Source organism: Candidatus Palauibacter polyketidifaciens (assembly GCF_947581785.1).
In the GTDB taxonomy this organism is placed as follows: Bacteria; Gemmatimonadota; Gemmatimonadetes; order Palauibacterales; family Palauibacteraceae; genus Palauibacter; species Palauibacter polyketidifaciens.
This window is the reverse complement of the sequence record NZ_CANPVO010000036.1, coordinates 1-20,528: the sequence shown is the minus strand read 5'-3', so window position 1 is coordinate 20,528 and position 20,528 is coordinate 1. Positions and strand designations below refer to the sequence as shown.

Annotated in this window: 21 protein-coding genes; 9 read left to right on the top strand and 12 right to left on the bottom strand. The window is 69.6% G+C overall.

Annotation, left to right across the window (positions count from 1 at the left end):
- Positions 1–53 precede the first annotated feature (53 nt).
- The gene (locus RN729_RS09280) at positions 54–1,454 is read left to right on the top strand and encodes a CapA family protein (protein WP_310783998.1); all 1,401 of its coding nucleotides are present in this window, start codon (positions 54–56) and stop codon (positions 1,452–1,454) included.
- A 28-nt stretch (positions 1,455–1,482) separates the two neighbouring features.
- On the opposite strand, the gene RN729_RS09275 is transcribed toward RN729_RS09280, so the two are convergent.
- Positions 1,483–2,253, bottom strand: a complete 771-nt coding sequence (locus RN729_RS09275; RefSeq protein WP_310783995.1) for an aspartate/glutamate racemase family protein — start codon at positions 2,251–2,253, stop codon at positions 1,483–1,485.
- A gap of 32 nt (positions 2,254–2,285) precedes the next feature.
- Between RN729_RS09275 and RN729_RS09270 the strand changes: the two genes are divergently transcribed.
- The 3 genes from RN729_RS09270 to RN729_RS09260 all read left to right on the top strand — a co-directional run bounded on the left by RN729_RS09270 (position 2,286) and on the right by RN729_RS09260 (position 4,890).
- Positions 2,286–3,566: an aconitase X catalytic domain-containing protein gene (locus tag RN729_RS09270; RefSeq protein WP_310783992.1), complete on the top strand. Its 1,281-nt coding sequence runs from the start codon at positions 2,286–2,288 to the stop codon at positions 3,564–3,566.
- Positions 3,563–4,006, top strand: a complete 444-nt coding sequence (locus RN729_RS09265; RefSeq protein WP_310783990.1) for a DUF126 domain-containing protein — start codon at positions 3,563–3,565, stop codon at positions 4,004–4,006. The genes RN729_RS09270 and RN729_RS09265 overlap by 4 nt, the downstream gene beginning before the upstream one ends.
- 203 nt (positions 4,007–4,209) lie before the next feature.
- Entirely contained in the window at positions 4,210–4,890 is a 681-nt protein-coding gene (locus RN729_RS09260; protein WP_310783987.1) for a hypothetical protein, read from the top strand.
- 10 nt (positions 4,891–4,900) lie between these two features.
- Here RN729_RS09260 and RN729_RS09255 read toward each other — a convergent pair whose 3' ends face one another.
- Entirely contained in the window at positions 4,901–6,370 is a 1,470-nt protein-coding gene (locus RN729_RS09255; protein WP_310783985.1) for an amidohydrolase, read from the bottom strand.
- A gap of 136 nt (positions 6,371–6,506) precedes the next feature.
- On the opposite strand from RN729_RS09255, the gene RN729_RS09250 reads away from it, so the two are divergent.
- Positions 6,507–7,418 (top strand): DUF481 domain-containing protein, encoded by a 912-nt coding sequence (locus tag RN729_RS09250; protein ID WP_310783982.1) that lies wholly within the window; start codon positions 6,507–6,509, stop codon positions 7,416–7,418.
- A 31-nt stretch (positions 7,419–7,449) separates the two neighbouring features.
- Here RN729_RS09250 and RN729_RS09245 read toward each other — a convergent pair whose 3' ends face one another.
- A complete protein-coding gene (locus RN729_RS09245; RefSeq protein WP_310783979.1) occupies positions 7,450–8,190 on the bottom strand; it encodes an SOS response-associated peptidase in 741 nt (246 codons plus the stop codon).
- A gap of 116 nt (positions 8,191–8,306) precedes the next feature.
- On the opposite strand from RN729_RS09245, the gene RN729_RS09240 reads away from it, so the two are divergent.
- Complete coding sequence (locus RN729_RS09240; protein WP_310783977.1) at positions 8,307–9,161, top strand: nitrilase-related carbon-nitrogen hydrolase; 855 nt, start codon at positions 8,307–8,309, stop codon at positions 9,159–9,161.
- Positions 9,162–9,193: 32 nt separating this feature from the next.
- A complete protein-coding gene (locus RN729_RS09235; protein WP_310783975.1) occupies positions 9,194–10,066 on the top strand; it encodes an alpha/beta hydrolase in 873 nt (290 codons plus the stop codon).
- 11 nt (positions 10,067–10,077) lie between these two features.
- Here RN729_RS09235 and RN729_RS09230 read toward each other — a convergent pair whose 3' ends face one another.
- The 3 genes from RN729_RS09230 to RN729_RS09220 form a co-directional block, all read right to left on the bottom strand.
- Complete coding sequence (locus tag RN729_RS09230) at positions 10,078–10,476, bottom strand: type II toxin-antitoxin system VapC family toxin (RefSeq protein WP_310783972.1); 399 nt, start codon at positions 10,474–10,476, stop codon at positions 10,078–10,080.
- Positions 10,477–10,484: 8 nt separating this feature from the next.
- Positions 10,485–10,733 (bottom strand): type II toxin-antitoxin system prevent-host-death family antitoxin, encoded by a 249-nt coding sequence (locus tag RN729_RS13990; protein ID WP_343218914.1) that lies wholly within the window; start codon positions 10,731–10,733, stop codon positions 10,485–10,487.
- A gap of 89 nt (positions 10,734–10,822) precedes the next feature.
- The gene (locus tag RN729_RS09220; protein ID WP_310783966.1) at positions 10,823–11,515 is read right to left on the bottom strand and encodes an HAD family hydrolase; all 693 of its coding nucleotides are present in this window, start codon (positions 11,513–11,515) and stop codon (positions 10,823–10,825) included.
- Positions 11,516–11,572: 57 nt separating this feature from the next.
- On the opposite strand from RN729_RS09220, the gene nudC reads away from it, so the two are divergent.
- Positions 11,573–12,565 (top strand): NAD(+) diphosphatase, encoded by a 993-nt coding sequence (gene nudC, locus RN729_RS09215; RefSeq protein ID WP_310783963.1) that lies wholly within the window; start codon positions 11,573–11,575, stop codon positions 12,563–12,565.
- A 32-nt stretch (positions 12,566–12,597) separates the two neighbouring features.
- Here nudC and RN729_RS09210 read toward each other — a convergent pair whose 3' ends face one another.
- Complete coding sequence (locus RN729_RS09210) at positions 12,598–14,376, bottom strand: hypothetical protein (RefSeq protein WP_310783960.1); 1,779 nt, start codon at positions 14,374–14,376, stop codon at positions 12,598–12,600.
- A gap of 131 nt (positions 14,377–14,507) precedes the next feature.
- On the opposite strand from RN729_RS09210, the gene RN729_RS09205 reads away from it, so the two are divergent.
- A complete protein-coding gene (locus RN729_RS09205) occupies positions 14,508–14,942 on the top strand; it encodes an SRPBCC domain-containing protein (RefSeq protein WP_310783957.1) in 435 nt (144 codons plus the stop codon).
- Positions 14,943–14,976: 34 nt separating this feature from the next.
- On the opposite strand, the gene RN729_RS09200 is transcribed toward RN729_RS09205, so the two are convergent.
- From RN729_RS09200 to RN729_RS09180, 5 genes are all read right to left on the bottom strand, one after another.
- On the bottom strand, positions 14,977–16,125 hold the full coding sequence (locus RN729_RS09200; RefSeq protein WP_310783955.1) for a glycine cleavage T C-terminal barrel domain-containing protein: 1,149 nt from the start codon (positions 16,123–16,125) through the stop codon (positions 14,977–14,979).
- 170 nt (positions 16,126–16,295) lie between these two features.
- On the bottom strand, positions 16,296–17,600 hold the full coding sequence (locus RN729_RS09195; protein ID WP_310783952.1) for an aminotransferase class V-fold PLP-dependent enzyme: 1,305 nt from the start codon (positions 17,598–17,600) through the stop codon (positions 16,296–16,298).
- A 104-nt stretch (positions 17,601–17,704) separates the two neighbouring features.
- Positions 17,705–18,259 carry a UGSC family (seleno)protein gene (locus RN729_RS09190; protein ID WP_310783949.1) on the bottom strand — a complete coding sequence of 185 codons (555 nt, stop codon included), beginning with the start codon at positions 18,257–18,259 and terminating at the stop codon, positions 17,705–17,707.
- Positions 18,256–19,707, bottom strand: coding sequence for a thioredoxin family protein (locus tag RN729_RS09185; RefSeq protein ID WP_310783946.1), 1,452 nt, complete (start codon positions 19,705–19,707; stop codon positions 18,256–18,258). The genes RN729_RS09190 and RN729_RS09185 overlap by 4 nt, the downstream gene beginning before the upstream one ends.
- 168 nt (positions 19,708–19,875) lie before the next feature.
- Positions 19,876–20,528: hypothetical protein (locus RN729_RS09180; RefSeq protein WP_310783942.1), on the bottom strand; the 653-nt coding region annotated here is incomplete at its 5' end.

Genomic DNA, 20,528 nt, shown 5'->3' with positions numbered 1-20,528 from the left:
GAAGCGGGCCCGCACGGAGAAGGTTCCCGCAGGCACCCTCATCGGAGGCACTCATGCGCCGGTATCGTTTTCCGCTCTCGCTCTCCCTCCCGCTGGCCGGGTTCGCGGCCGCCGTCTTCTTCGCGGCCGGAGTCTCCCTCGCGAAACCCGTCGCACTCGAAGCGCAGGCGTTCGAGGACGCGCGCGGGGACATGTCCATCGCCCTCGCGGGCGACGCGATCATCTCCCGGAAGATGTCTCCGTACCGGGAGCCCGAGTTTCTCGCGCTGCGCGACATCATCCAGAGTGCGACCACCGCGTTCGTGAACCTCGAGATCCTGTTCCACGACTACGAGGACGACGTGATCCCGGCGGCGGCGAGCGGCGGCACCTACATGCGGGCGGAGCCGGAAATCGCGCACGAACTCGCCTGGTTCGGGTTCGACATGGTGAGCCTCGCGAACAACCACACGATGGACTTCGGCGCCGGCGGGGCGAGGCGCACCGTGGCGGCGGCCGAGGCGGCGGGACTCGCCGTCGCCGGCTTCGGCGAGAACCTCGCGCGGGCGAGGGCCCCGGCCTACGTGGACACGCCCGGCGGCCGGGTCGCGCTGATTTCGATCGCCTCGACCTTCGCCGACGCGATGCGGGCCGGCCACCAGCGGCCGGACGTGCGGGGGCGGCCGGGGCTGAGCCCGATCCGGTACGAGCGGCACGTGACCGTGAGCGCCGATCAAATGGCGGGCCTCCGCGACGCGCTCTCTGTGGCGGGACGGAACGGCGGTTCCGGCTCGACGCTGAACTTCGGCGGCATGACGTTTGTGGTGGGCGACAAGCCGGACGTGAAGACGGTGCCGCACACCGGGGACCTGGCGGAGATCATCGAAGTCGTGAAGGAGGCGCAGCGTCAGGCCGAGTGGGTCATCGTCACGAGCCACTCGCACGAAGGCGCGGACCGCCGCGAGGTGCCGGCGGACTTCCTCGTCGACGTCGCCCGGGCGACCGTCGACGCCGGCGCGGACATGTTCGTGGGCCACGGCCCCCACATCCTGCGGGCGGTCGAGATGTACCGGGGAAAGCCGATCTTCTACTCGCTGGCGAACTTCGCCATGCAGAACGAGACGATCGAGTTCCAGCCGCAGGACAACTACGAGGCCCAGGGGCTGGGGTACCAGGACCTTCCGGGCCGGTTCCAGGATGTGCGGATCGAGCGGGCCGGCGCCTCATCCTTCCCGGCGGGGAAGGGGTTCTGGGAGAGCGTCGTCCCCGTCGTGGAGTACGAGGGCGGGAAGCTGAAGGAGGTCCAGCTCCACCCGATCACCATGGGCTGGCAGTTGCCGCGGCCGGTGCGGGGGCGGCCGATGATGGCCGACGACGCGCACGGGCAGGAGATCCTCGAGGGTCTCGCGAAGCTCTCCGCCGAGTTCGGGACGACGATGACGATCGAGAACGGCGTCGGCGTCATCCGACCCTGACGCCGGCTGTCGACCGGACGGGCGCAGGCTAGACGGGGGCGGGCGAGATCTCCTTGCGGGGCGGGGGATAGGCGCGCGGGGACGGCCGGAGGCCGGTGGCGGCGAACGACTCCGCCGCCTTTAGCGCCGCGAGGACGGGGTTGATGACGGGCACGCCGAGGCGCTCGGAAAGCTTCCGGGCCACGTCGAGGAATCCCATCGTCATGCAGCCCAGCACGAGCGTGTCCGCGCCGGCGCGCAGCGCCGCGTGGGCCTCCGTCTCGAGCGTCTCGAGCACCTGATCCGCACGCTGCCGAAGTTCGAGCACCGGTACGTCGACCGCCCGGATGTCCGCCACCAGTCCTTCGAGCCCGTACCCCCGCATCTGGCGGCGAATCGCGGGCACGACTTCGTCCACGACCGTGATGATCGCGAAGCGTTGCCCCATCTGCGCCGCGGCGAGCGCTCCAGCCTGGCCCGGGCCGATGACGGGGAAGCCTACGAGTTCACGGGCCGGCGCGAGGCCGGGGTCGCCGAAACACCCGATGATCATGGCGTCGAACCCCTCCGCCTCGAGACGCGGCGCGGCGTGCAGAATGCCGGGGACGGAGAGATATTCTTCTGCGGAAGACTCGACCGATGCAGGGCCGTCGTCCGTCTCCCGAACCTCGACCTCGGTGCCCCCGAAGGCTGCGGCGTTGAGAAAGGCTTCGCGCCGGACGAGTTCCGGCGGCCCGAGGGGACCGCGGGACATGGGACCGGGAAGGAAATAGACTATGCGCATGGTCTCGCCTGCCGTCTGGAGCCGGTTCTCGATCATGATCGTCTCGCTCGCGCCCGGAATATAGCAGCGTGACGAGCGTTCGTCTGGACGAGCGGGATCTTGCGTTCCTGGCGGGAGATGAGGGGGAGGGGGCCCGGCTCGCGATGTCGATCCTCGCGCGCATGGCCGACGTGATCGGGGCGCGGGAACTGCTCGACATCACGGCGGCGCATATCGACTCGTCGCTCTATCAGGGACCCGCGACGCTCGAGTTCGCGGAACGGCTGGCCGATGGCGGTGCGCGGGTGCGGGTGCGGACGACGCTCAACGTGTCGGGCGTGGACGAACACGGCTGGCGCGAGTGGGACGTGGACGAATCATGGGCGGAACCGGCGCGGCGCCAGATGGAGGCGTACGAGGCGATGGGTTGCGAGCCCACCTGGACGTGCGCGCCGTACCAGACGCAGGCGCGTCCGGGGATCGGAGAGCAGGTCGCGTGGGGCGAGTCGAGCGCGATCGTGTTCGCGAACTCGGTGCTGGGCGCGCGCACCGAGCGCTATCCTGACCTGCTGGACATCTGCTGCGCGGTCACGGGACGGGCCCCCGCCGCCGGGCTTCATCTGACCGGGAATCGCGCGGGGCAGGTGCTCGTCGATCTCTCCCGCGTCCCGCGGCGGCTCGCGGATGAACCCTCCCTGTATCCGGTGCTGGGACACTGGGTCGGGCTGCGCGTGGAGGGGCGGATCCCGGTGCTCGACGGGCTCCGGGCACGGCCGGGGGAGGACGACCTCAAGGCGCTCGGGGCCGCCATGGCTTCCTCGGGCGCCGTGGGCCTGTTCCACTGGGTCGGCCTCACGCCCGAGGCGCCCGATCGGGGCGCGGCGTTTCAGGCGAGGGAACCGGCGACTCGGCTGCGTCCGGGCCCGACCGAGTTGCGGGAGGCGCGGGACGAACTCGGCTCGGGGCTGTCCGACGCCGACGGCCTTGACCTCGTCGTGCTGGGGAGCCCGCACTTCTCGCTGTCGGAGTTCGCGGCCCTGGCGCGGCTCGTCGACGACCGGCGGCTCCACCCCGGGGTGCGCCTGCTGATCACCACGGGCCGCGCCGTGCGCGCGCTCGCGCGGGAGGCCGGATACCTCGACGCGATCGAATCGTTTGGAGGGGAGCTGACCGTCGACACCTGCATCCTGACGACGCCCATGCTGCCGGCGAGCATCCGGCGGCTCATGACCAACTCCGCCAAGTACGCCTGGTATACGCCGGGCCTGCTCGAGCGCGCCGTCGCCTTCGGGAGCCTGGCCGACTGCGTGGAGTCGGCCGTCGCCGGCCGCGTCACGCGCGACGACGGCGCGTGGACCGCCGAGCCGTGAGCGATCGACCCGCCGCCCCGTCGGGCTTCGGTCCGCTGACCGGCAGAGCGCTCGTCGCGGGCGCCGCGGAAGGCGCCGTCCTGTACTCCTCCGAACCGCTCAGCTTCTGGGGCGGCTACGACGCGGAGACCGGAGAGATCATCGACCGGCGCCATCCGCTGGCCGGCGAGGTCGGCGCCGGCCGCATCCTCGCCATCCCGGCGACCCGCGGCTCCAGCACGACGACCGCCGTCCTCCTCGAGGCCATCCGGCGCGGCACGGCCCCGTCGGCGCTCCTGACCCGCGGGCCCGACACCTTCCTCGCGCTCGCCGCCATCGTCGCCGCTCAGCTCTACGACCGCGCTCCGCCCGTCATCGCTCTCGCCGCGGAGGACTTCGAGATCCTGCGCCGGATGTCCCGCGCCCGGGTCGAGCCCGCGGGTACGGTGCGGGTCCGCTGACGACCCCCCCGGAACCCGCCCGCCGTCGCTCCGGACCGCGGCCGGATACGGTGTCGGGCTGGTGACCTGCGCTCCTGCTCATCATTCTAAGTCTTCTATCGGCCCGGGCGGAGGCCGCCCCCCGAGTCGTCGTGAATAAATGGAGCCGCGGGTAGCGACGCGGCGCTGACCAGCAACCGTTTTTCGCGATGGAGGGAATCACGATGGACATGGATTGGGACGCGATATTGCTTGAGCCGATCCGCGCCTTCCTCGATCAATTGGTCGGGTTTCTGCCCAACCTCGTGGCTGTGGTGGCGATCCTGGTCGGTGGCTGGATCGTCGCCAGGCTGATCAAGACGGCGCTCATCCGGCTGCTCCGGGCCGTGAAGGCGGACAGCCTGGCCGAGAGGATCCAGTTGGCGGAGATGCTGGCCAAGGGAGGCATCGAACGCACGTTCTCCCAGTTGGTTGCAGCCCTGGCCTACTGGATCGTCATGCTCGTCGTGCTGGTGGCGGCGCTGAACGCCTTACAGCTCACCGCCACGGCCGAGTTGCTCCAGCGGCTCGTCGGATTCCTGCCCACGATCGTGACGGCCATCGTCGTGTTGATCCTGGGGATTCTGGCTGCCGGCTTTCTGGGGGCGACCGTCCGCGCCGTGGCCAGCAACGCGGGTGTCGTGCAAGCGCAGGTGCTGGGGCAGTTCGCACAGGTCGTCGTGGTCATCTTCGCCGTGGTGGTGGCCCTGCAGCAGGTTCAGGTCCAGTTCGTGGGCGATGCCTTCCTGATCATCCTCGCGTCCATCGGCTTCGGCCTGGCCCTCGCCTTCGGGCTCGGATGCAAGGAACTGGCGGGCCGCTGGATGAACGACCTCGTCGACCGCCTCTCGCCGCGAAAGGACTAGGCCGGAAACGCTACCGGCGGTAGTCGAGGGGCGGCGGGCGGTCGCCCAGCAGTGCGGAATACTCGAAGTCCGCGCCGCGGTGCGCCCGGAGTTCCTCCCACGCGGCGGCGATCACGTCGGGTGACTGAAAGAGTTCGATCGTCGTCAGGGCGAGCGTCTTCGCCGCGACGATCATCCCCTTCGTCCCGATATCCGTGCCGCCGGCCGCGACCGCCTGCCAACTGTGGGCCGAGGTCCCCGGCACCCAGGTGGCCGTCGACAGCCCCGTCGTCGGTACGACCCAGCTGACGTCGCCGACATCGGTCGATCCGCCGCCCGCGGGGTCGACCCCGAACTCCTCGATCTCGGCCTCGGAGCCCAGCGGCCAGGCCGAGCCGCCCACGAACGAGTCCTGGATCTTCATGGCGAAGGCCCGCTCGGCCTCCGTGTACTCCACGCCCCCGACCTTGCGCAGGTTGGCGTCCATCACCTTTCCGAGGGCGACGTTGGGCACGAGGTCGTACAGCCCGTGGATGACCTCGTACTCCATCCCGGTCCCGGTACCCATCGCCGCACCCTCGGCCGCGCGCGCCACGCGCTCGAACAGCCTCAGCACGGTGGGGGCGTCGGGGTGCCGCACGTAGTAGTAGACCTCCGCGAAGTCCGGCACGACGTTGGGCGCGAAACCGCCCTGCGTGATCACGTAGTGGATGCGCGTCTCCTGCGGGACGTGCTCGCGCATGAGGTTCACCATGTGATTCATCGCCTCGACCCCGTCGAGCGCGCTCCGTCCCCGCTCCGGCGCGCCCGCCGCGTGCGCGGAATAACCCCGGAAGCGGAACTTGGCGGACTTGTTGGCCAGCGAACGCCCCACCCTCGCGCTGTTCCGCGCGCCGGGATGCCAGTGCAGCGCCACGTCCACGTCTTCGAACAGGCCCGCGCGCACCATGTACACTTTCCCCGCCCCCCCCTCTTCGGCGGGCGTCCCGTAGAGCCGGATCGTCCCCTCGTGTCCCGTCTCTTCCAGCCATTCCTTCACCGCAATGGCGGCCGCCACGGAGCCCGCGCCGAACAGGTGGTGCCCGCACGCGTGGCCCGCGCCGCCGATGATGATGGGCGAGCGCACGGGGACGGCGTCCTGCGAGATGCCCGGCAGGGCGTCGTATTCGGCCAGGATCCCGATGATCGGGCCGCCGGAGCCGTAGCTCGCCACGAACGCCGTGGGCATGTCGGCGACCCCCGATTCGATCGAGAACCCCGCCGCCTCGAGTTCACCCTTCAGCAGCTCGGAACTCTTCTCCTCCTGATAGCCGACCTCGGCCCACTCCCAGATCTGGCGCGCCACGCTCCCGTAGTGGTCGCTACGCGCGTCGATCGCCGCGACCTGCGCGTCCTGAGCCGCCGTGAGGGGAAGCGGGAACAGGACCCAGAAGGCGCTGGCGAGGAGTCGGCGGCCGGAGAGATGCCCTCTTTCGGTGCGGTACCTGGCTGATATGGACATGCGCTTGGAACTCCTCGAAGGGGGACGGATAGAACGGTCTTTGGAAGCTGGCCCGGCGCAGCGCGTCTGGCTAGCCTTGGTCGCCGTTTTGCGGCGCCACATGGGTATCGATCACGGTGGTTTGGGAGGGCAGCACATGACGTCGTTCGCGAGGATGGAGGTGAGGTGGGGGGCCACCCGCGGGATCATGCTTCTCCTGGTCGCCGCGGCGGCTGCGGCGCCCGTCGCGTCGCTGCAGGAAGAACTCCAGGAAGAGCTGCCGGAAGAGGCGGAGACCGTCTGGTCCTACAACGCTGAACTGAGCCTGCTCTTCACCTCGGGGAACTCCACGGTGCGCACGTTCGGCCTCGGCGGCGGCGCCCGGCGCGAGTGGGGCGGGGGAGAACTGTCGCTGAGCGCGGGAGGTCTCCGAACCGAATCCGGCACGACCCGGCGCATCGCCGTGGGAACTCCGGACCACTTCACCGTCACGAGCGACTCCGATCCGGAGCCGACGGCCGAGAACTACTTCGCGCGGGGCGAATTCGAGCGCTCATTCTCGGATCAGGTCCACCTCACGGCCGGCGCCGGCTGGGAGCGGAACACCTTCGCCGGGTACGAGAGCAAGCTCTCCTTGGTGGGCGGCATCGGTAACACGTGGATCGACAACGAGAGGACACGGCTCAAGAGCGACTACGGGATCACGCTCACCTCCCAGAACGATGTCGTCGTCGACGCGGACAGGAGTTCGACGTTCGGCGGCATCCGGGTCTCCACCAACTTCCGGCGCCAGTTGACGGAGACGGCCAACCTCGAGAGCACGCTGACGCTGGACGAGAACCTCACGGACGCCTCGGACCTCCGCGCCGACCTCGCGAACTCCCTCGCGGTCGACATCAACAGTTCGCTGGCCGTGAAAACGGGCCTGCGGCTCGCGTGGGACAATGTGCCGGCGCTGACGCGCGCACCGCTGGAAGAGCCCGCGGGGACTCCGACCGGGGAGACGGTCCTCGTCCCGCGCCACAAGCTCGACTCCACGCTGACGATCGCGCTCGTCGCCAACTTCTAGGGACAACGCCGCAGGGGCGGAGGCATCGGCGTCAGAAGAAGCCGAGCTGGTCGGGGGGCGCGTCGCCCACCGCGGGACGCTCGCGCCAGCCCGAGGCTTCCCGGATCGGGGCGCTCCGCGGCTCCGCGCAGGCCGCATCATCGTCGGCGACGCGATTGACCCGGCGGCTGACCGCGAACACCTCCAGCGCCTCCGCGTCGAACGGCTGAAGCGGATCCATGGTGCGCTCGGAGATGTCGAGGTCGAGCCACATCTGCGCGCCCACGCCCTCGAGGATGACCGGCATGCGATCGTGCAGCGGTTCGAGCAGCTCGTTCGCGTCCGTCGTGATGATCGTGCAGGAGGGGATCCGGCCGTCCGGTCCCCGCCACACGTCCCACAGGCCCGCGAGCGCCATCGGTCTCCGGTCCCGGCGGCGGATGAGGTACGGCTGCTTCAGGCCGCCCTCCTTCCGCCACTCGTAGAAGCCATCGGCGAGGACGGCACAGCGGCGGTCGATGACGAGGTCTCGAAACGCACGCCGGGTTTCGAGCGACTCGGAGCGGGCGTTGATCATCGGCGGGAGCGAAGTGCGATCCTCGGCCCAGTTCGGGATCAGCCCCCAGCGAAGGGGAACGAGTTCCCGTCCGCCGGCGCTCCGCCGCAGCGTGACCACCTCATCGGTGGGCGCCACGTTGTAGCGGGCGGACCATTCCTCGAGCCGCGAAGGGTCGGCCTCGAAGAGTTCGGCCAGCTCCGGAACCGGGGTCTGAAGGCTGAATCGTCCACACATGCCGCCAAGGTAACGCGCTCCGCGAGCGATGGCCCCGTTGCGGGTCCCGGCGCGGGCCCCGAGAATCCCCCGACCCCGCCTCAGGCGGCCGTCCCCCCGAACCGGGCATACACGAGATGAAGATCGCGCTTGTTCAACAGTCCGCGGGACCCGCCCGCACGCGCAACCTCGAACGCGCGCTCGACGCGATGGGGCGTGCCGCGTCGGAGGGCGCCGATCTCGTGGCGTTCCCCGAACTCGCGATCGACCGCTTCTTCCCGCAGCGGCCGGACGATCCCGGCGCTGCGGCGCTCGCGGAACCGATCCCCGGTCCCACCTGCGACCGAATCGCCGCGCGCGCCGCCGAACTCGGGCTCGTCACGGTGTTCAACCAATACGAACTCGGGCCCGACGGGCGGTGCTACGACAGCACGCCGGTCTTCGACGCGGATGGCTCGCTGCTCGGCGTGACGCGGATGATGCACATCACCGAGTACGCGTGCTTCCACGAACAGCACTACTACGCGAAGGGCGACACCGACGCGCTCGTCTACGACACCGCCGTCGGACGCGTGGGTGTCGCGATCTGCTACGACCGCCACTATCCCGAGTACATGCGGCGTCTGGGAGAACGCGGCGCGCAACTCGTCGTTATCCCGCAGGCGGGCGCGGTCGGTGAGTGGCCCGAGGGGCTCTTCGAGGCCGAGTTGCGCGTGGCGGCCTTCCAGAACGGCTACTTCGCGGCGCTGGCCAACCGCGTCGGCGCGGAGCCCCGCCTCACCTTCGCCGGAGAGTCCTTCGTCGTCGATCCGGAGGGCGTCGTCCTCGCCCGGGCGCCGGAAGGAGAAGAGGCGATTCTCTACGCCGACGTGGACCTCTCGCGGTGCGAGACCTCCACCGCCCGCCGGCTGTTCTGGCGCGATCGCCGCGCCGACGTGTACGCCCGCTGGGGCGAGCGCCTCGCCACGACGTCGTCCGTGCCCGGCCGCTGACTCCGACCGTCCGCCGCCGCCGACTCCCGCTCGTGGAACTCCTCATCGTCGTGGTCGCCCTCGTTGGTCTGATGGCCGTCGTTCGTCTCCTGATGCCGCGGATCGTCCCCTTCTTCGTCTTCTATCCGGAAACGCTGCAGCCGCACGAGACGCACCCTCGATACTGGGGGTTTCGGCGAGCCACCGAGGTGCGCATCCCGACCGAAGACGGCGTGGAACTGCACGCGTGGTGGTTTCCCGCGAACCCGCCGGAGTCCCGGAGCGGGACCGCGATCTACTTCCACGGCAACGCCGGGCACCTGGGAGATCGCGGAGCCGTGGCGGCGGCGCTCTCAAACCTCGGACTCGACGTCCTCCTGCCCGACTATCGAGGCTACGGAGCGAGCGAAGGGAGGCCCTCGGAGGAGGGTCTCTACGCCGACGCGAGAGCGGCGTACCGGTGGCTGGTGGACGAGCGGGGCGTCGATCCCGGGCGTCTCCTTCCCCTTGGGAACTCCCTCGGAAGCTCCGTGGCGGCCGAACTCGCGGTGAGTCGGCCGGTGGCCGGCGTCGTCCTCCTCGGGCCGTTCACGGATACCGCGGCCATCGCCCGGCACCGCCTGTCGTGGCTCCCGGATTGGTATCTGGACTGGGTGCACAACCGTTTCGACACGCTGGAGCGGGCGCCGCGCATCGAGGTGCCGACCTTCGTGGCCGCTGGCGAGGAGGACCGGGTCATTCCGCCCGGCCAGAGCCGGGAGGTCTTCGAGGCGCTGCGGGGGGCGCGCCAGTGGCTCGAGATCCCGGGGGCGGGGCACAACGACATCTTCTCGCACGAAGTACTGTGGCGGGAACTCCACCGCTTCACCCGCAACGTCCTGGGCAGCGGCGCCGCGGACCTCCCCCGGGGAGATCAAGGGGGCTGACGCCGATCGGTCTACCGAGGTCGAAAAATCGTGGCCCCCGCCGTCTCGCCCGCCCGGCGAAGCCGACGGTCGAGCGATGCCAGCGGCAACGAACGCCGAAGGGCAGTCTCCACGTAGGCGGCGTCGTAGGCTGAAAGTCCGTGCCTCGCCGCCACGTGAAGGATCGCTCCATCGCTGTGGTCATCATCGACCAGAATCCGCATTCCCTTCAGATCTGCGAGCGTGGCCGAAGCATCGGCCGACGTCATGCGTCCCCTGCGCCGATTGACCGCGAGAGCGTTCAGAACTTCGTACCACCAGATCCGCGGGACGATGGCGAAGTGCTCCAGCGTCAGTCGCATCGCCAACTCCGCCAGCGGATCATCTTCATCCGCGAGACACCAGGAAAGCGCAACTGATGCGTCGATCACGAGCGACATCAATGCCTGTGCCCTTCGTGGATCGTATCGATCAGTTCGGAGATGGACACGCGCTGCGGCAGGCGCTTTCGGCGTTCGCGGATGCGGCGGGCCGCCGCGTAAGCGCGAGCGCGATCGTCCTCGTCTACGGGGACGAGTCGGGCGACCGGACGGCCGTGGCGGGTGATCGTGAGGCTCTCGCCGTCGGCCACACGGTCCAGAAGCCGCGGCAGGTGGGTCTTGGCTTCGTACGCTCCAATGTGATCCATTACACTCTCACCGGTTAGACCAGACGATACGACCAGTCTGATTCTAGCCGACGGTCGGCCTCCCGGGAAGTAGCGGGACTGGTCCTGTGTCACGCCGGAGCGAGGATCCAGGCTGCCGCGGCGGCCAGGTCGGGGGCGATGTGCACCGGGTCGGCGTCGTCGGGTCGGGACTCGGCCTTGCGATTGACCCACACCACCGGGATCCCGAGCGAGGTGGCGGGGACCACGTCGTGGAAGAGGCTCTGCGCCACGTGCAGCCAGCGGTCGAAGCCGGCGGCCCACTCCCGCCCGCGCTCGAAGTGCGGCGCGGCCGGCTTGTAGCTCCGCAGCCGCTGGGCCGTGCCGAGGAGGCTGAATTCCACGTCGAAGTGCTTCAGCGTCCCGGCTAGCAGGTCGTCGTCGATGTTCGACAGGATGCCGAGCGTGATCCCGTCGTCTGCGAGACGTGAGAGCGCCGGGTTCGTGTCCGGGAACGGCTGCCAGGAGGGGATGCTCGCGGGGACTCCGGCCGCGAGCTCCTCCGACGTATCCCATCCGTTCGCGCGCGCGACCTCCATCGCGGTCTCGGTGAGCAACTGCCGGTAGGGACGGTATTCGCTCGTCTTGAGCCGGTTCTGGGCCGCATGGAATTCGGCCAGGAGCAACTCATCCTCCGCGGCGGCCGCCTCCGCGTGCGCGGTCCGGAGCGCCGCGAGAATCCCGCCCTCCCAGTCGATCAGCGTGCCGTAACAATCGAACGTGAGGAGGGTGCCCCATCCCGCCGTTCCCTCGAAACTGTGCATGTTCTCCCTCAAAACCGCTACGTTTCCCCCATGTCGGCCGGCGAGATCTTATCGGGCGTGGCAGGGGACGGCCACCGGAGACCGAACCCCTTCGCGGGCGGCGGCCTCGACCGTGCCACGCACCTGCGGGCCGATCCCCGGTGGCTCTCCGACCGGTTGTCCGATCCCGCCTCGCGCGTCGTCCCCGTGTGGCGCGAGCGCAGCCTGGTGTCCCAGCCGGCGCGGCACGTCGCGAAAAAGGCGGACGGCTCGGCCTATGAGCCGGTACTGCTCCCGCCCGCGGTCGCAGCTTCCGCCTCGGAACCACCTGCGGACTGGATCTTTCTTGGACTCGACGGGCGACAGGACGGAGGCCGCGCACTGTTCGCGGCCGACGTGTCCGCGAAAGAGGATGTGTCCGGGGAAGAGGAGAGAGCGGAGCCACCGTCTGCTGTCACGCTCGACGGAGCGGGGGAGTTCCTCGATCTCCGCGGGGTGGGGGCCATGCTGGGGCAGGGGGACGGCGCGCTCCTGGCCTACGCCCGGGCGATCGTCACCTGGAGTCGCCGGCACCGCTTCTGCGGCACGTGCGGCTATCCGACCCGCCCCGAGCAGGGAGGACACGTCCGGCGCTGCGCCGACGAAACGTGCGGGGCGGAGCATTTTCCCCGCACGGATCCGGCGATCATCGTGCTCGTCACCGATGGGGACCGCTGCCTGCTCGGGCGGAAGGACATCTGGCCGGAGGGCGTCTACTCCACGCTTGCGGGATTCGTGGAGCCGGGCGAGAGCCTCTCCGAAGCCGTCGTCCGCGAAGTTCGCGAGGAGTCGGGGATCGAGGTGGGCTCCGTCCGCTACCGTTCGTCGCAGCCCTGGCCCTTCCCCGCGTCACTCATGCTTGGGTTTCGGGCCGAACGCGTGGGCGGGGAGCTGAGCGTCGCGCGCCAGGAGCTAGTCGACGCGCGCTGGTTCGACCGCGCCGACTTCGCCCGCCGCCGGGAGATCGGCCTTCGGCTCCCGGGTCGCGTCTCGATCTCGCGCCGACTCATCGAGGACTGGCTCGCGGGATAGCTTTCGAGGCCCGCCGGGAACCGGTGGGTCGTTCAGGACTCTCCGTCCGGGTTGGCACCGGTGCTCCCGCTGGCGAGCGCGACGACCTCGATGGCGGCCTCACGGAGGGTAACCGCGAGCGTGCGTCCGTCGGGGCTCACGCTGGGCTGGAGCGCGCCGAGCGCGCCGGTCGTCACCTGTTCCGTCGCGCCGGTGGCGATATCCACCCGCCACACCTGGAAGGGCCCGGAGGCGTCGTTGCGCGAGTAGAAGAGCGACGCGCCGTCGGCGCTCCACTCGGGCGCGCTGTACGGCTCGCCATTGACGAAGGAGAGGACCGCCGTCGGGGTCCCTCCCGCGGCCGCCACCGTGTAGACGGTGACGCGTCCGTCCTCCAACGAGCGTCCGTAGAAAGCCAGCCGCTCGCCGTCCGGCGAGAAGCGGGCTCCCATGGCGTAGCCCTCGAACCCGTCGAGCGGGACTCGGAGAGGGTCGGCGGCCGCGGACCCCGTCGCGGGATCGACAGCGACCGTGTACACGGACCCCGGGTTCCCCTCGGACGGCGGGCCGTGGCTGCTGAAGGCGAGCGCCCGCCCGTCCGGGCGCCAGTCCGGCTCGCCGGTGTCGGCGCCCGGTCCGAACCGCGTCAGTCGTGTGGGTCGCACGCTGCCGTCGACCGGGACGAGCCATATGTCGTCGCTCTGCTCCAGGTGCCCGTGGAAGGCGAGCCACCGACCGTCGGGCGACCACGCGGCTCCGTAGTCTTCGTGTTCCTCCGAGAGTAGCACTCGGGGTGCGCCGGCCGGTGCGCCAGCCGCGTCGAGGTCGAGGACGCCCAGGTCGAAGTCGATGGGCATGCGGACGCGCCGCCAGGAGAAGGTGATGAATCCCAGCGCCCCTCCATCGGGGTGCCAGGAAGGCAGGAAAGCGCTCGTGGACGCTTCCGGTAACGCGGCGGTGGGTTCCCCGCCGGTCACCGGCACGAGGCCCACGGTAGTGCGATTATGGTACACGCTGAGGGCGACTCGGCCGTCGGCGAGCGGCGTGACCGCGAGCACGTCGCGGCCGCCGTGCTCCAGCCTTTCGGCCGGGCCCCCGTCCAGCGGCACGCGCCAGGCGACGAAGAGCGAGTCGCCGAGTCCCGCTGCCGCGAGATGGAGCGCGTCGCCGGTGGGGGACCACTCCACGCGGCGGTCCCAGTTGAGCTGGAGGCCGTCGGCGAGCGTGCGCGTCTCGCCCGTCGCGATCTCCGTCACCGCGAGGTCCGAGCGTCTGCCCGCGGCGCGAAGGTACGCGACCGTGCGCCCGTCGGGAGATTGCGCGGGCGCAACCCATCCCCCGGCACGGTCGACGATCACGGATGCCGCGCGGCCGGGTCCCGGCGCATACGCGACCCATGCGGTATCGGCGCCCGCGTATCGAAGCGCGGTCACGGTCCCGTCGGACTGCAATCGCGGATAGTCGAGGCGGGCGTCCCCGGGATCCACGATGCGCGACTCCCGGCCGGTCGTCGGATCCAGCGTCCAGACTCCGTGACGATCGGACTGGCGGTCGACGTAAACGACGTGCGAACCGTCGGGCGACCAGGTCACCCTCGTCCGTCCCCCCGGGGTGCTCGTCACCGCGCGGCCGACCCCGGTCGCCACATCGTAGACCGTCAGCGATCTCTTGTCCGCGGCGTAGTCGGCGAATACGACGCGGTCGCCGGCAGGCGATGGAATGCCCGGGTAGGCGTCGTAGAGGTCCGTATGGATGTGTCGTGCGAGTACGACGTCCGAGACCTCTTCGACGCGGGTTTCGCACGCCGCCGCCGCGAGGAGCGGCACTGCCACGAGAACAAGCCTGAACCTGCCGCCACGCCGTCGATTCGACGGAGACCTCATCATCGTCTTCATGGGGTGAGGGACGATATTCATTGTGAGTTGCGACGGTCAACGTACGTCGCAATTGTCACCGCCGAACCATGGAAAGCAATCTGACTCCACCCGAAGCGATCGACCGAACGGTCGAACTGGACGCCTCGCCCGCCCGCGTGTGGGTGGCGCTCGCCGATCCCGATGGACTGGCCTCGTGGTTCCCCGACCGGGTCGTGGGACTCGTGCCGCAGGAGGGGGCGACGGGCTGGCTCGTGTGGGACCGGCACGGCCGGTACGCGATCGCGGTCGAATGGATGGAGGCCGGGCGCCGCCTCGTGTGGCGCTGGGCCCGAAAGCCCGAGACCCCGCTCGACGGCGGCTACAACACGACCGTCGAGTGGACGCTCACCGAACGCGAAGGCGGCGGGACGATCCTGCGCCTCGTCGAGAGCGGCTTCCGGACCGAGAGCGACCGCCAGGACAACGTGGGCGGCTGGGAGCACGAACTCGGCGAACTCGCCGACCACCTCGCAACCGCTTGACCGCACAGCCGGCCAGCCCCGGCTCCGCTCCCCTCTACGACTTCGGGATGTCCTTACCGGGATCCACGAAGGGGCGGGGGACGACGGTGGCGTCGCGTTCTCCGTCCGGCGTCGTCACGCTCATCCGCGTGCCCAACTCCCCTGAGGCGGCGGGCACGAGGGCGTAGCCGATGTTCCGCCCGAGACGGGGCGAGTGGACGGCGGAACTGACGAAGCCGATCTCGTCTCCGTCCCGGCTCACGGGCCAGCGGTCCATGTTCAGGTCGAGCGGGGCGCCCGAGATCTCGATGCCGGCGAGGAGCCGCCGGGGGCCCTCCTCGGCGATCCGGGCCAGCGCGTCGCGGCCGATGAAGTCGCCCTCCTGGTCGAAATCGACCTGCCACCCGAGCCCGACCTCGTACGGGTTCGTGTCCAGCGTCATGTCGATGCCGTAGTTGAGGATGCCGGCTTCGATGCGGCGGATGTCCGACGGACCGGTGGGGGAGATGCCCAGATCGCGTCCCGCCTTCATCACGCGGTCCCACAGTTCGACGCCCCGGCTTCCGTCTCTCAGGTAGATCTCGTAGCCGACCTCGCCGCTCCACCCGGTGCGGGTCACGACCACCGGGATGCCGTCGACCTCCGTCTCCAGGAACCAGTAGTAGCGCAGCTTGAGAACCTCCTCGCCGAAGAGCCGGCGCACGACCTCCTTCGACTTCGGGCCCTGCACCTGCATCGGCGAGACATCCGGCTCGCGGATCTCGACATCGAGACCCGCGTTGAGCGCGATGCCCTTCGCGTACAGCAGGACATCGCTGTCCGCGAGCGCGAGCCAGAAGTGGTTCTCACCGAGGCGCAGCAGCACGGGATCGTTCACGATGCCGCCGTCCTCGGCGCCGATGAGGACGTATTTCCCCTGCCCGACGGCGCACTTCGACAGGTCCCGGGGTGTGAGCAGGTTCGTGAACTCGAAGGCGTCCGGCCCGGTGATCTCCACCTGCCGCTCGACGCTCACGTCCCACACCGTGACGCCGGTCAGGAGCTTCTCGTATTCCGCGTGCAAGTCGTCGTACCGGGTCGGGAGAAACATGTGGTTGTAGACCGTATAACTCCGGCACCCGTCCCGGAGCGTGGCCTCGAAGTAAGGCGAGCGGCGGAGGCGCGCCCCGCGCTGGATCAAGGCCATGTCAAAGGTCTCGGTCATGAAGGTCTCCCCTCCGGTTTACGGGTTGGGTCGGTGTCCACAGGATGGAATCGGATGGTCTGCCGGCATCCGGTCAGGCGGTATCCGTGCCGGTGTCGAGGGATGCGATGCCGAACACGGAACCCTCCAGTCGGGCCGCCGCCACGCGCGTCCGGGTCAGCTCCGCGGCGTCAGGCTGGGATGCCGTGCTTCACCGCTCGGGTCATCGCGTCCACGAAGCGGTCGAGCTCCTCAAGCGTCGTGTACGTGGACGGCGAGATGCGGAGTCCCGTGAACTCGGCGTGGTTGATGCCGACGGTGAAGATCCGGTGCTTGTTCCACAGCCAGTTGCGGAGCGCGCTCGTGTCGATCTCCTCGACCTGGACGTTCGCGATCCCGCACGCGAAGCCGGGCTTGAGGCTCGTGTTGAGCCGCACCCGGTCGTGTTCCAGGAGCTGCTCGGCCCAGTAGTTCCGCAGGTGAACGAGCCGCGCCTCTTTGCGTTCGCCGCCGACGAGCTGGTGGAAGGTTAGCGCTTCGCCGATGGCGAGGAAGTTGGCCTCGGGGTGCGTGCCGATCGCCTCGAACTTCCGGATGTCGTCGTTGCTGCTCTCGGGCGCGGCCTGCAGCGGCCAGATGTCGGGGATCTTCTCCTTCCTCACGTAGAGGAGGCCGGTGCCGACCGGGGCGTGCAGCCACTTGTGCAGGCTGACGGCGTAGTTGTCGCAGTTCAGCTCGGAGAGGGTAAAGTCATGGTGTGCCATCGAATGTGCGCCATCGACGATGACAGGGATGTCGTAGCCGCGCGCCATCTCCACGACCTCGCGCACGGGGAGGATCTGCCCGGTGATGTTGATCATGTGGCACATGAGGATGAGGCGCGTCCGGTCGGTGATCTGCTCCTCGAAGAGCCGTACGATCTCCGCCGGGTCCTCGGCCGGGACCGGGATCTTGAACTGCTTCATCACGATCCCTTCGCGGCGTTCGCGCTGCTGGAAGGTCGTGATCATGCGCCCGTAATCCTGCGTCGTCGTCACGACTTCGTCCCCGCGCTGGAGGTCGTAGCCGTTCTGCAGGATCTGGAGGCCCTCCGACGCGTTGCGCGTGATCGCGACCTCTTCCGGGTCCACGTCCCATTGCCGGGCGAGGCGGGCGCGGACGCCCTCCCGCTGCGGCTCCAGGATCTGCCATCCGTTGTAGACCGGGATTTGATTGGCGAAGTCGAGGTCCCGCTTCATCGCCTCGAGCACGTGTGCGGGCGTCGGGCTCACGCCGCCGTTGTTGAGATTGACGAGGGAGCGGTCGGTCGTGAAGGCCTTCTGGATCTCGAGCCAGAATTCCTCGTCGCGCGCGATCTCCTCCGGGGAGCCGAGCGTGCGCGACGCCTCCCGGGCCGCGGCGATGGCGGTGTTCCACTTCGTGGGAACCATGGTCATGGCTCCGGCGGCTGCGGCGGAGCCCCCGAGGCGGGCGAGGAATCGTCGGCGGGTCGGCATGCGGCCTCCTGGCTGGATCGGTACCGGTCCGGCAGTCTGTCAAATAGACCGTCTTCGGCGCCGCGAGCAAGTCCGGTGCCCGACGCGCCCGGCGGCCCGACGCGTCAGTCCGGAGCCGTGATCAGGGCCAGGATCGGGTCGATCGCCTCGTCCGCGAGCGTCTCGAGTTCGGCGGCGGTGCGGTTCTGGATGGGGTGCGGGACCCAGACGATGGCGGGCTCGAACCCGAGCGAGCGCGACTGGCTGCGCGCGGCCTCCTCAAACTCGGTCGTGACGACGAAGCAGCCCGGGATCCCGCGTTCATCGAGGTCTCTGAGGTCGTGCAGACCGCACGACGTGCAGGACCCTCAATCGGCCAGGGCCTGCACCACCACGTCGGCCTCCGTGGCGATCCGTTGCAGCAGCCCGGTCGGCGCCCGCCGCGCGTTGGTCGGCTTATCCGTGCGGATCGTCGCGATCCCGCGCGCTTCGAGGCGCGTCTTCACGTGGTCGAGGAACTCGTCGCTGCGCTGCTTGCCGATCCCCTGGAGCGCCACTACGCGTCCCTGGAGCGACGGGGGAGCCGCGCGCCGCGGGCGCATCTCCGGGGCGAGTTCCGAGGTGGGGTCGTGCAGGACGGCCGCCGGGGTAGCGGGGCTCGCCGCGGTCGAAACGGTCATGATTCGATCTCTCTCGTGATGGGGTGTGAGTGCTGCCAGGCGCGGCCGCCGGGCCAGCCGGCCAGGATCGCGGAGTACAGTCCGGCCGCGCCGCCGGCCCGGACGAGGAGCAGTCCTCCGGGCGGGAACTTGGGCACCTTGCGGCGCGCCTCCGAGTCGGGCACGCCCTCCGCGAGGCCTCCCGCGCCGCGCGCCACCTCGCTCCGCGGCCGCGTCGTTGCCTCCAGCAGCGCCTCGGTGACCCGCGCCCGGCCCCAGCCCGCCTCCCGGTAGATGGCGTAGTGCTCGGGCGAGAGGAGGAGCACGGCGTGCGCCCACTCGCAGATCTTCGGGTGGCAGACGGCCAGCAGGCACGCGGCCAGGGACGCGGTCAGCTCCTCCGGCGTGCGCGAGCGCTGGTCCATGATCCCCTGCACGCCCTCGCCCTGGAAGAGCGTGACGGCGCTGGCCCCGCGCGGGAGGCCGCGCGAAACCGAGAGCGGCTCCCACTCCTCGTCCGATTCGTCTTCCGCGAAACAGAACGTGTACTTGCTCGGTGCGCCGAAGGTCGCGCGGTCGATCTCGCCCGGGCGGCCGCCGCCGACGTTGCGCACGATCAGGTTGAGGGCGCGTCCGATGGTCGCGTTGGCGCGGTTGCCCTGCCCGAGGACGTTGAGCCCCGCGTTCATCCCGATGCGGCCCGCGACGGGGCCGTTAACGATGATGAGAGGCGCGGTGAAGCACGTGCTGCACAGGATCCCGTGCAGCGTGAAGCCGGGATCGAGCGCCGCCTCGAGCGCCGCGAGCAGGACGGGCATGTACTCCGGCTTGCAGCCCGCGAGCACGGCATTGATCGCCACTTTCTCCACCGTACACTCCGCGTAGTCCGGAGGGACGGCGCCCACGACCTCCCCCGGAGTCCGGTGCGTGCCCGCGAGCATGCGCAGGATCCGCTCCGGGGTCGGCGGGACGACGGGCAGCCCATCCGTCCACCCGCGCTCGAAGCACGCCTCCACGGCGTCCGCATGCGGCTCGAGCGCTACCCGCCGCGCTGCGATGCCGGTCTCCCCGAAGCGCGCCCGCAGGCGCTCCGCCGCGCCGGGTGCGACGGACCGGGAACCGCAGCCCGGCTGGAACTCGGGCAGCTCCGCGCCCAGATCGGGCATCGACGTCAGCTCGCGCCAATCCGCTCGGTTCCAGCCCACCGCGCGACCCGCCTCCTTCCCGCCCTCGAAGCGCAGCAGCGTGGGAACCGTCTCGATCCCGAGGCGGAAGGAGTGTTCAAGTTCGGTATCGTCGACGACACCCTGGACGGCGGTGGGGAAGCCCGGGTCGTCCTGGCTCAAGACCGCCAGCCCGCCGGGCCCGTCGGCGAGCCGCTCGAGCACGGGTTCGACCAGCCGACACGTCGGGCAGTCGCGCTTCACGACGACCGCGAGTCCCTCCTGCGGGAGCGGAGTGCGTTCCATGTCCCAACCGTAACGCGCCGGTCGCCTTCATCCAAATCCAGGCAGACACCCGGGCTGAGACCCCCGCCGCCCCGCCCAGGACCTCCTCGCGACCCCCCGGAATCGGGGACGCGCGTGCGGGCGAATCCTGGCTGGGCGCGACGGTTCAACTGTCGATGGAGGCAGAGGTCAGTGCAAGTCGAGCCACGTACAGCCGCTTGCGTCGATCCGGTAGACCCGGACCCAGGTCATCAGGTCGTCCTCCGCCTCATTGAGGCGTCGGTCGAGGAGGAAGAGTGTGTCTCGCGCCACAGTGTGAACGGGGCGCATTTCGTTCGAGTAGGGCACGGGAGCATCGACGCAAGCGGTCGTCCGATCGGGGGCGATGATGCTCAGGTATACTTCCGATGTGATGTTCCCCAAAGGCAACTCCCCTTCCAGTGAAGAGTCGTGGTGCAGGACGACTGTGCTGCCATCTGACAAGCGGTAGAGTCCGTGCATCGACGAAGCCGCCTCGAACATCTCCGTCATCGAGCTAAAGGATTGCAGGTCACCGAATAGCTCCTGGACGTCGGGCCGAACGCCTCGGCGCGTCGTGTTGGGAAGAAGGAGCGTGTCCAGAAGCACGCCATCCATCGTGGAGAGGTAGATCTCGTTCAGCCCGCTCATTCCAGACAGCAACGTGTCGGACCAGGCCACGACACTGCCGAACGACTGAAACGCCGCGAACCTGCCGAGGCCTGCGATCGACCTCTCGTAGGGCTCTGGCAGGGGAACAACGTAGTCAATCGTCGCTTCGGGATAGCGCCAGACCGCCGCGATCGTCCGGTTCGGCAAGTCCC

Coding starts and splice junctions, on each gene's coding strand:
- RN729_RS09280 (WP_310783998.1), top strand. CDS start 54: ATGCGCCGGTATCGTTTTCCGCTCTCGCTCTCCCTCCCGCTGGCCGGG.
- RN729_RS09275 (WP_310783995.1), bottom strand. CDS start 2,253: ATGATCGAGAACCGGCTCCAGACGGCAGGCGAGACCATGCGCATAGTC.
- RN729_RS09260 (WP_310783987.1), top strand. CDS start 4,210: ATGGACATGGATTGGGACGCGATATTGCTTGAGCCGATCCGCGCCTTC.
- RN729_RS09255 (WP_310783985.1), bottom strand. CDS start 6,370: ATGTCCATATCAGCCAGGTACCGCACCGAAAGAGGGCATCTCTCCGGC.
- RN729_RS09250 (WP_310783982.1), top strand. CDS start 6,507: ATGACGTCGTTCGCGAGGATGGAGGTGAGGTGGGGGGCCACCCGCGGG.
- RN729_RS09245 (WP_310783979.1), bottom strand. CDS start 8,190: ATGTGTGGACGATTCAGCCTTCAGACCCCGGTTCCGGAGCTGGCCGAA.
- RN729_RS09240 (WP_310783977.1), top strand. CDS start 8,307: ATGAAGATCGCGCTTGTTCAACAGTCCGCGGGACCCGCCCGCACGCGC.
- RN729_RS13990 (WP_343218914.1), bottom strand. CDS start 10,733: ATGGATCACATTGGAGCGTACGAAGCCAAGACCCACCTGCCGCGGCTT.
- RN729_RS09220 (WP_310783966.1), bottom strand. CDS start 11,515: ATGCACAGTTTCGAGGGAACGGCGGGATGGGGCACCCTCCTCACGTTC.
- RN729_RS09205 (WP_310783957.1), top strand. CDS start 14,508: ATGGAAAGCAATCTGACTCCACCCGAAGCGATCGACCGAACGGTCGAA.
- RN729_RS09200 (WP_310783955.1), bottom strand. CDS start 16,125: ATGACCGAGACCTTTGACATGGCCTTGATCCAGCGCGGGGCGCGCCTC.
- RN729_RS09195 (WP_310783952.1), bottom strand. CDS start 17,600: ATGCCGACCCGCCGACGATTCCTCGCCCGCCTCGGGGGCTCCGCCGCA.
- RN729_RS09185 (WP_310783946.1), bottom strand. CDS start 19,707: ATGGAACGCACTCCGCTCCCGCAGGAGGGACTCGCGGTCGTCGTGAAG.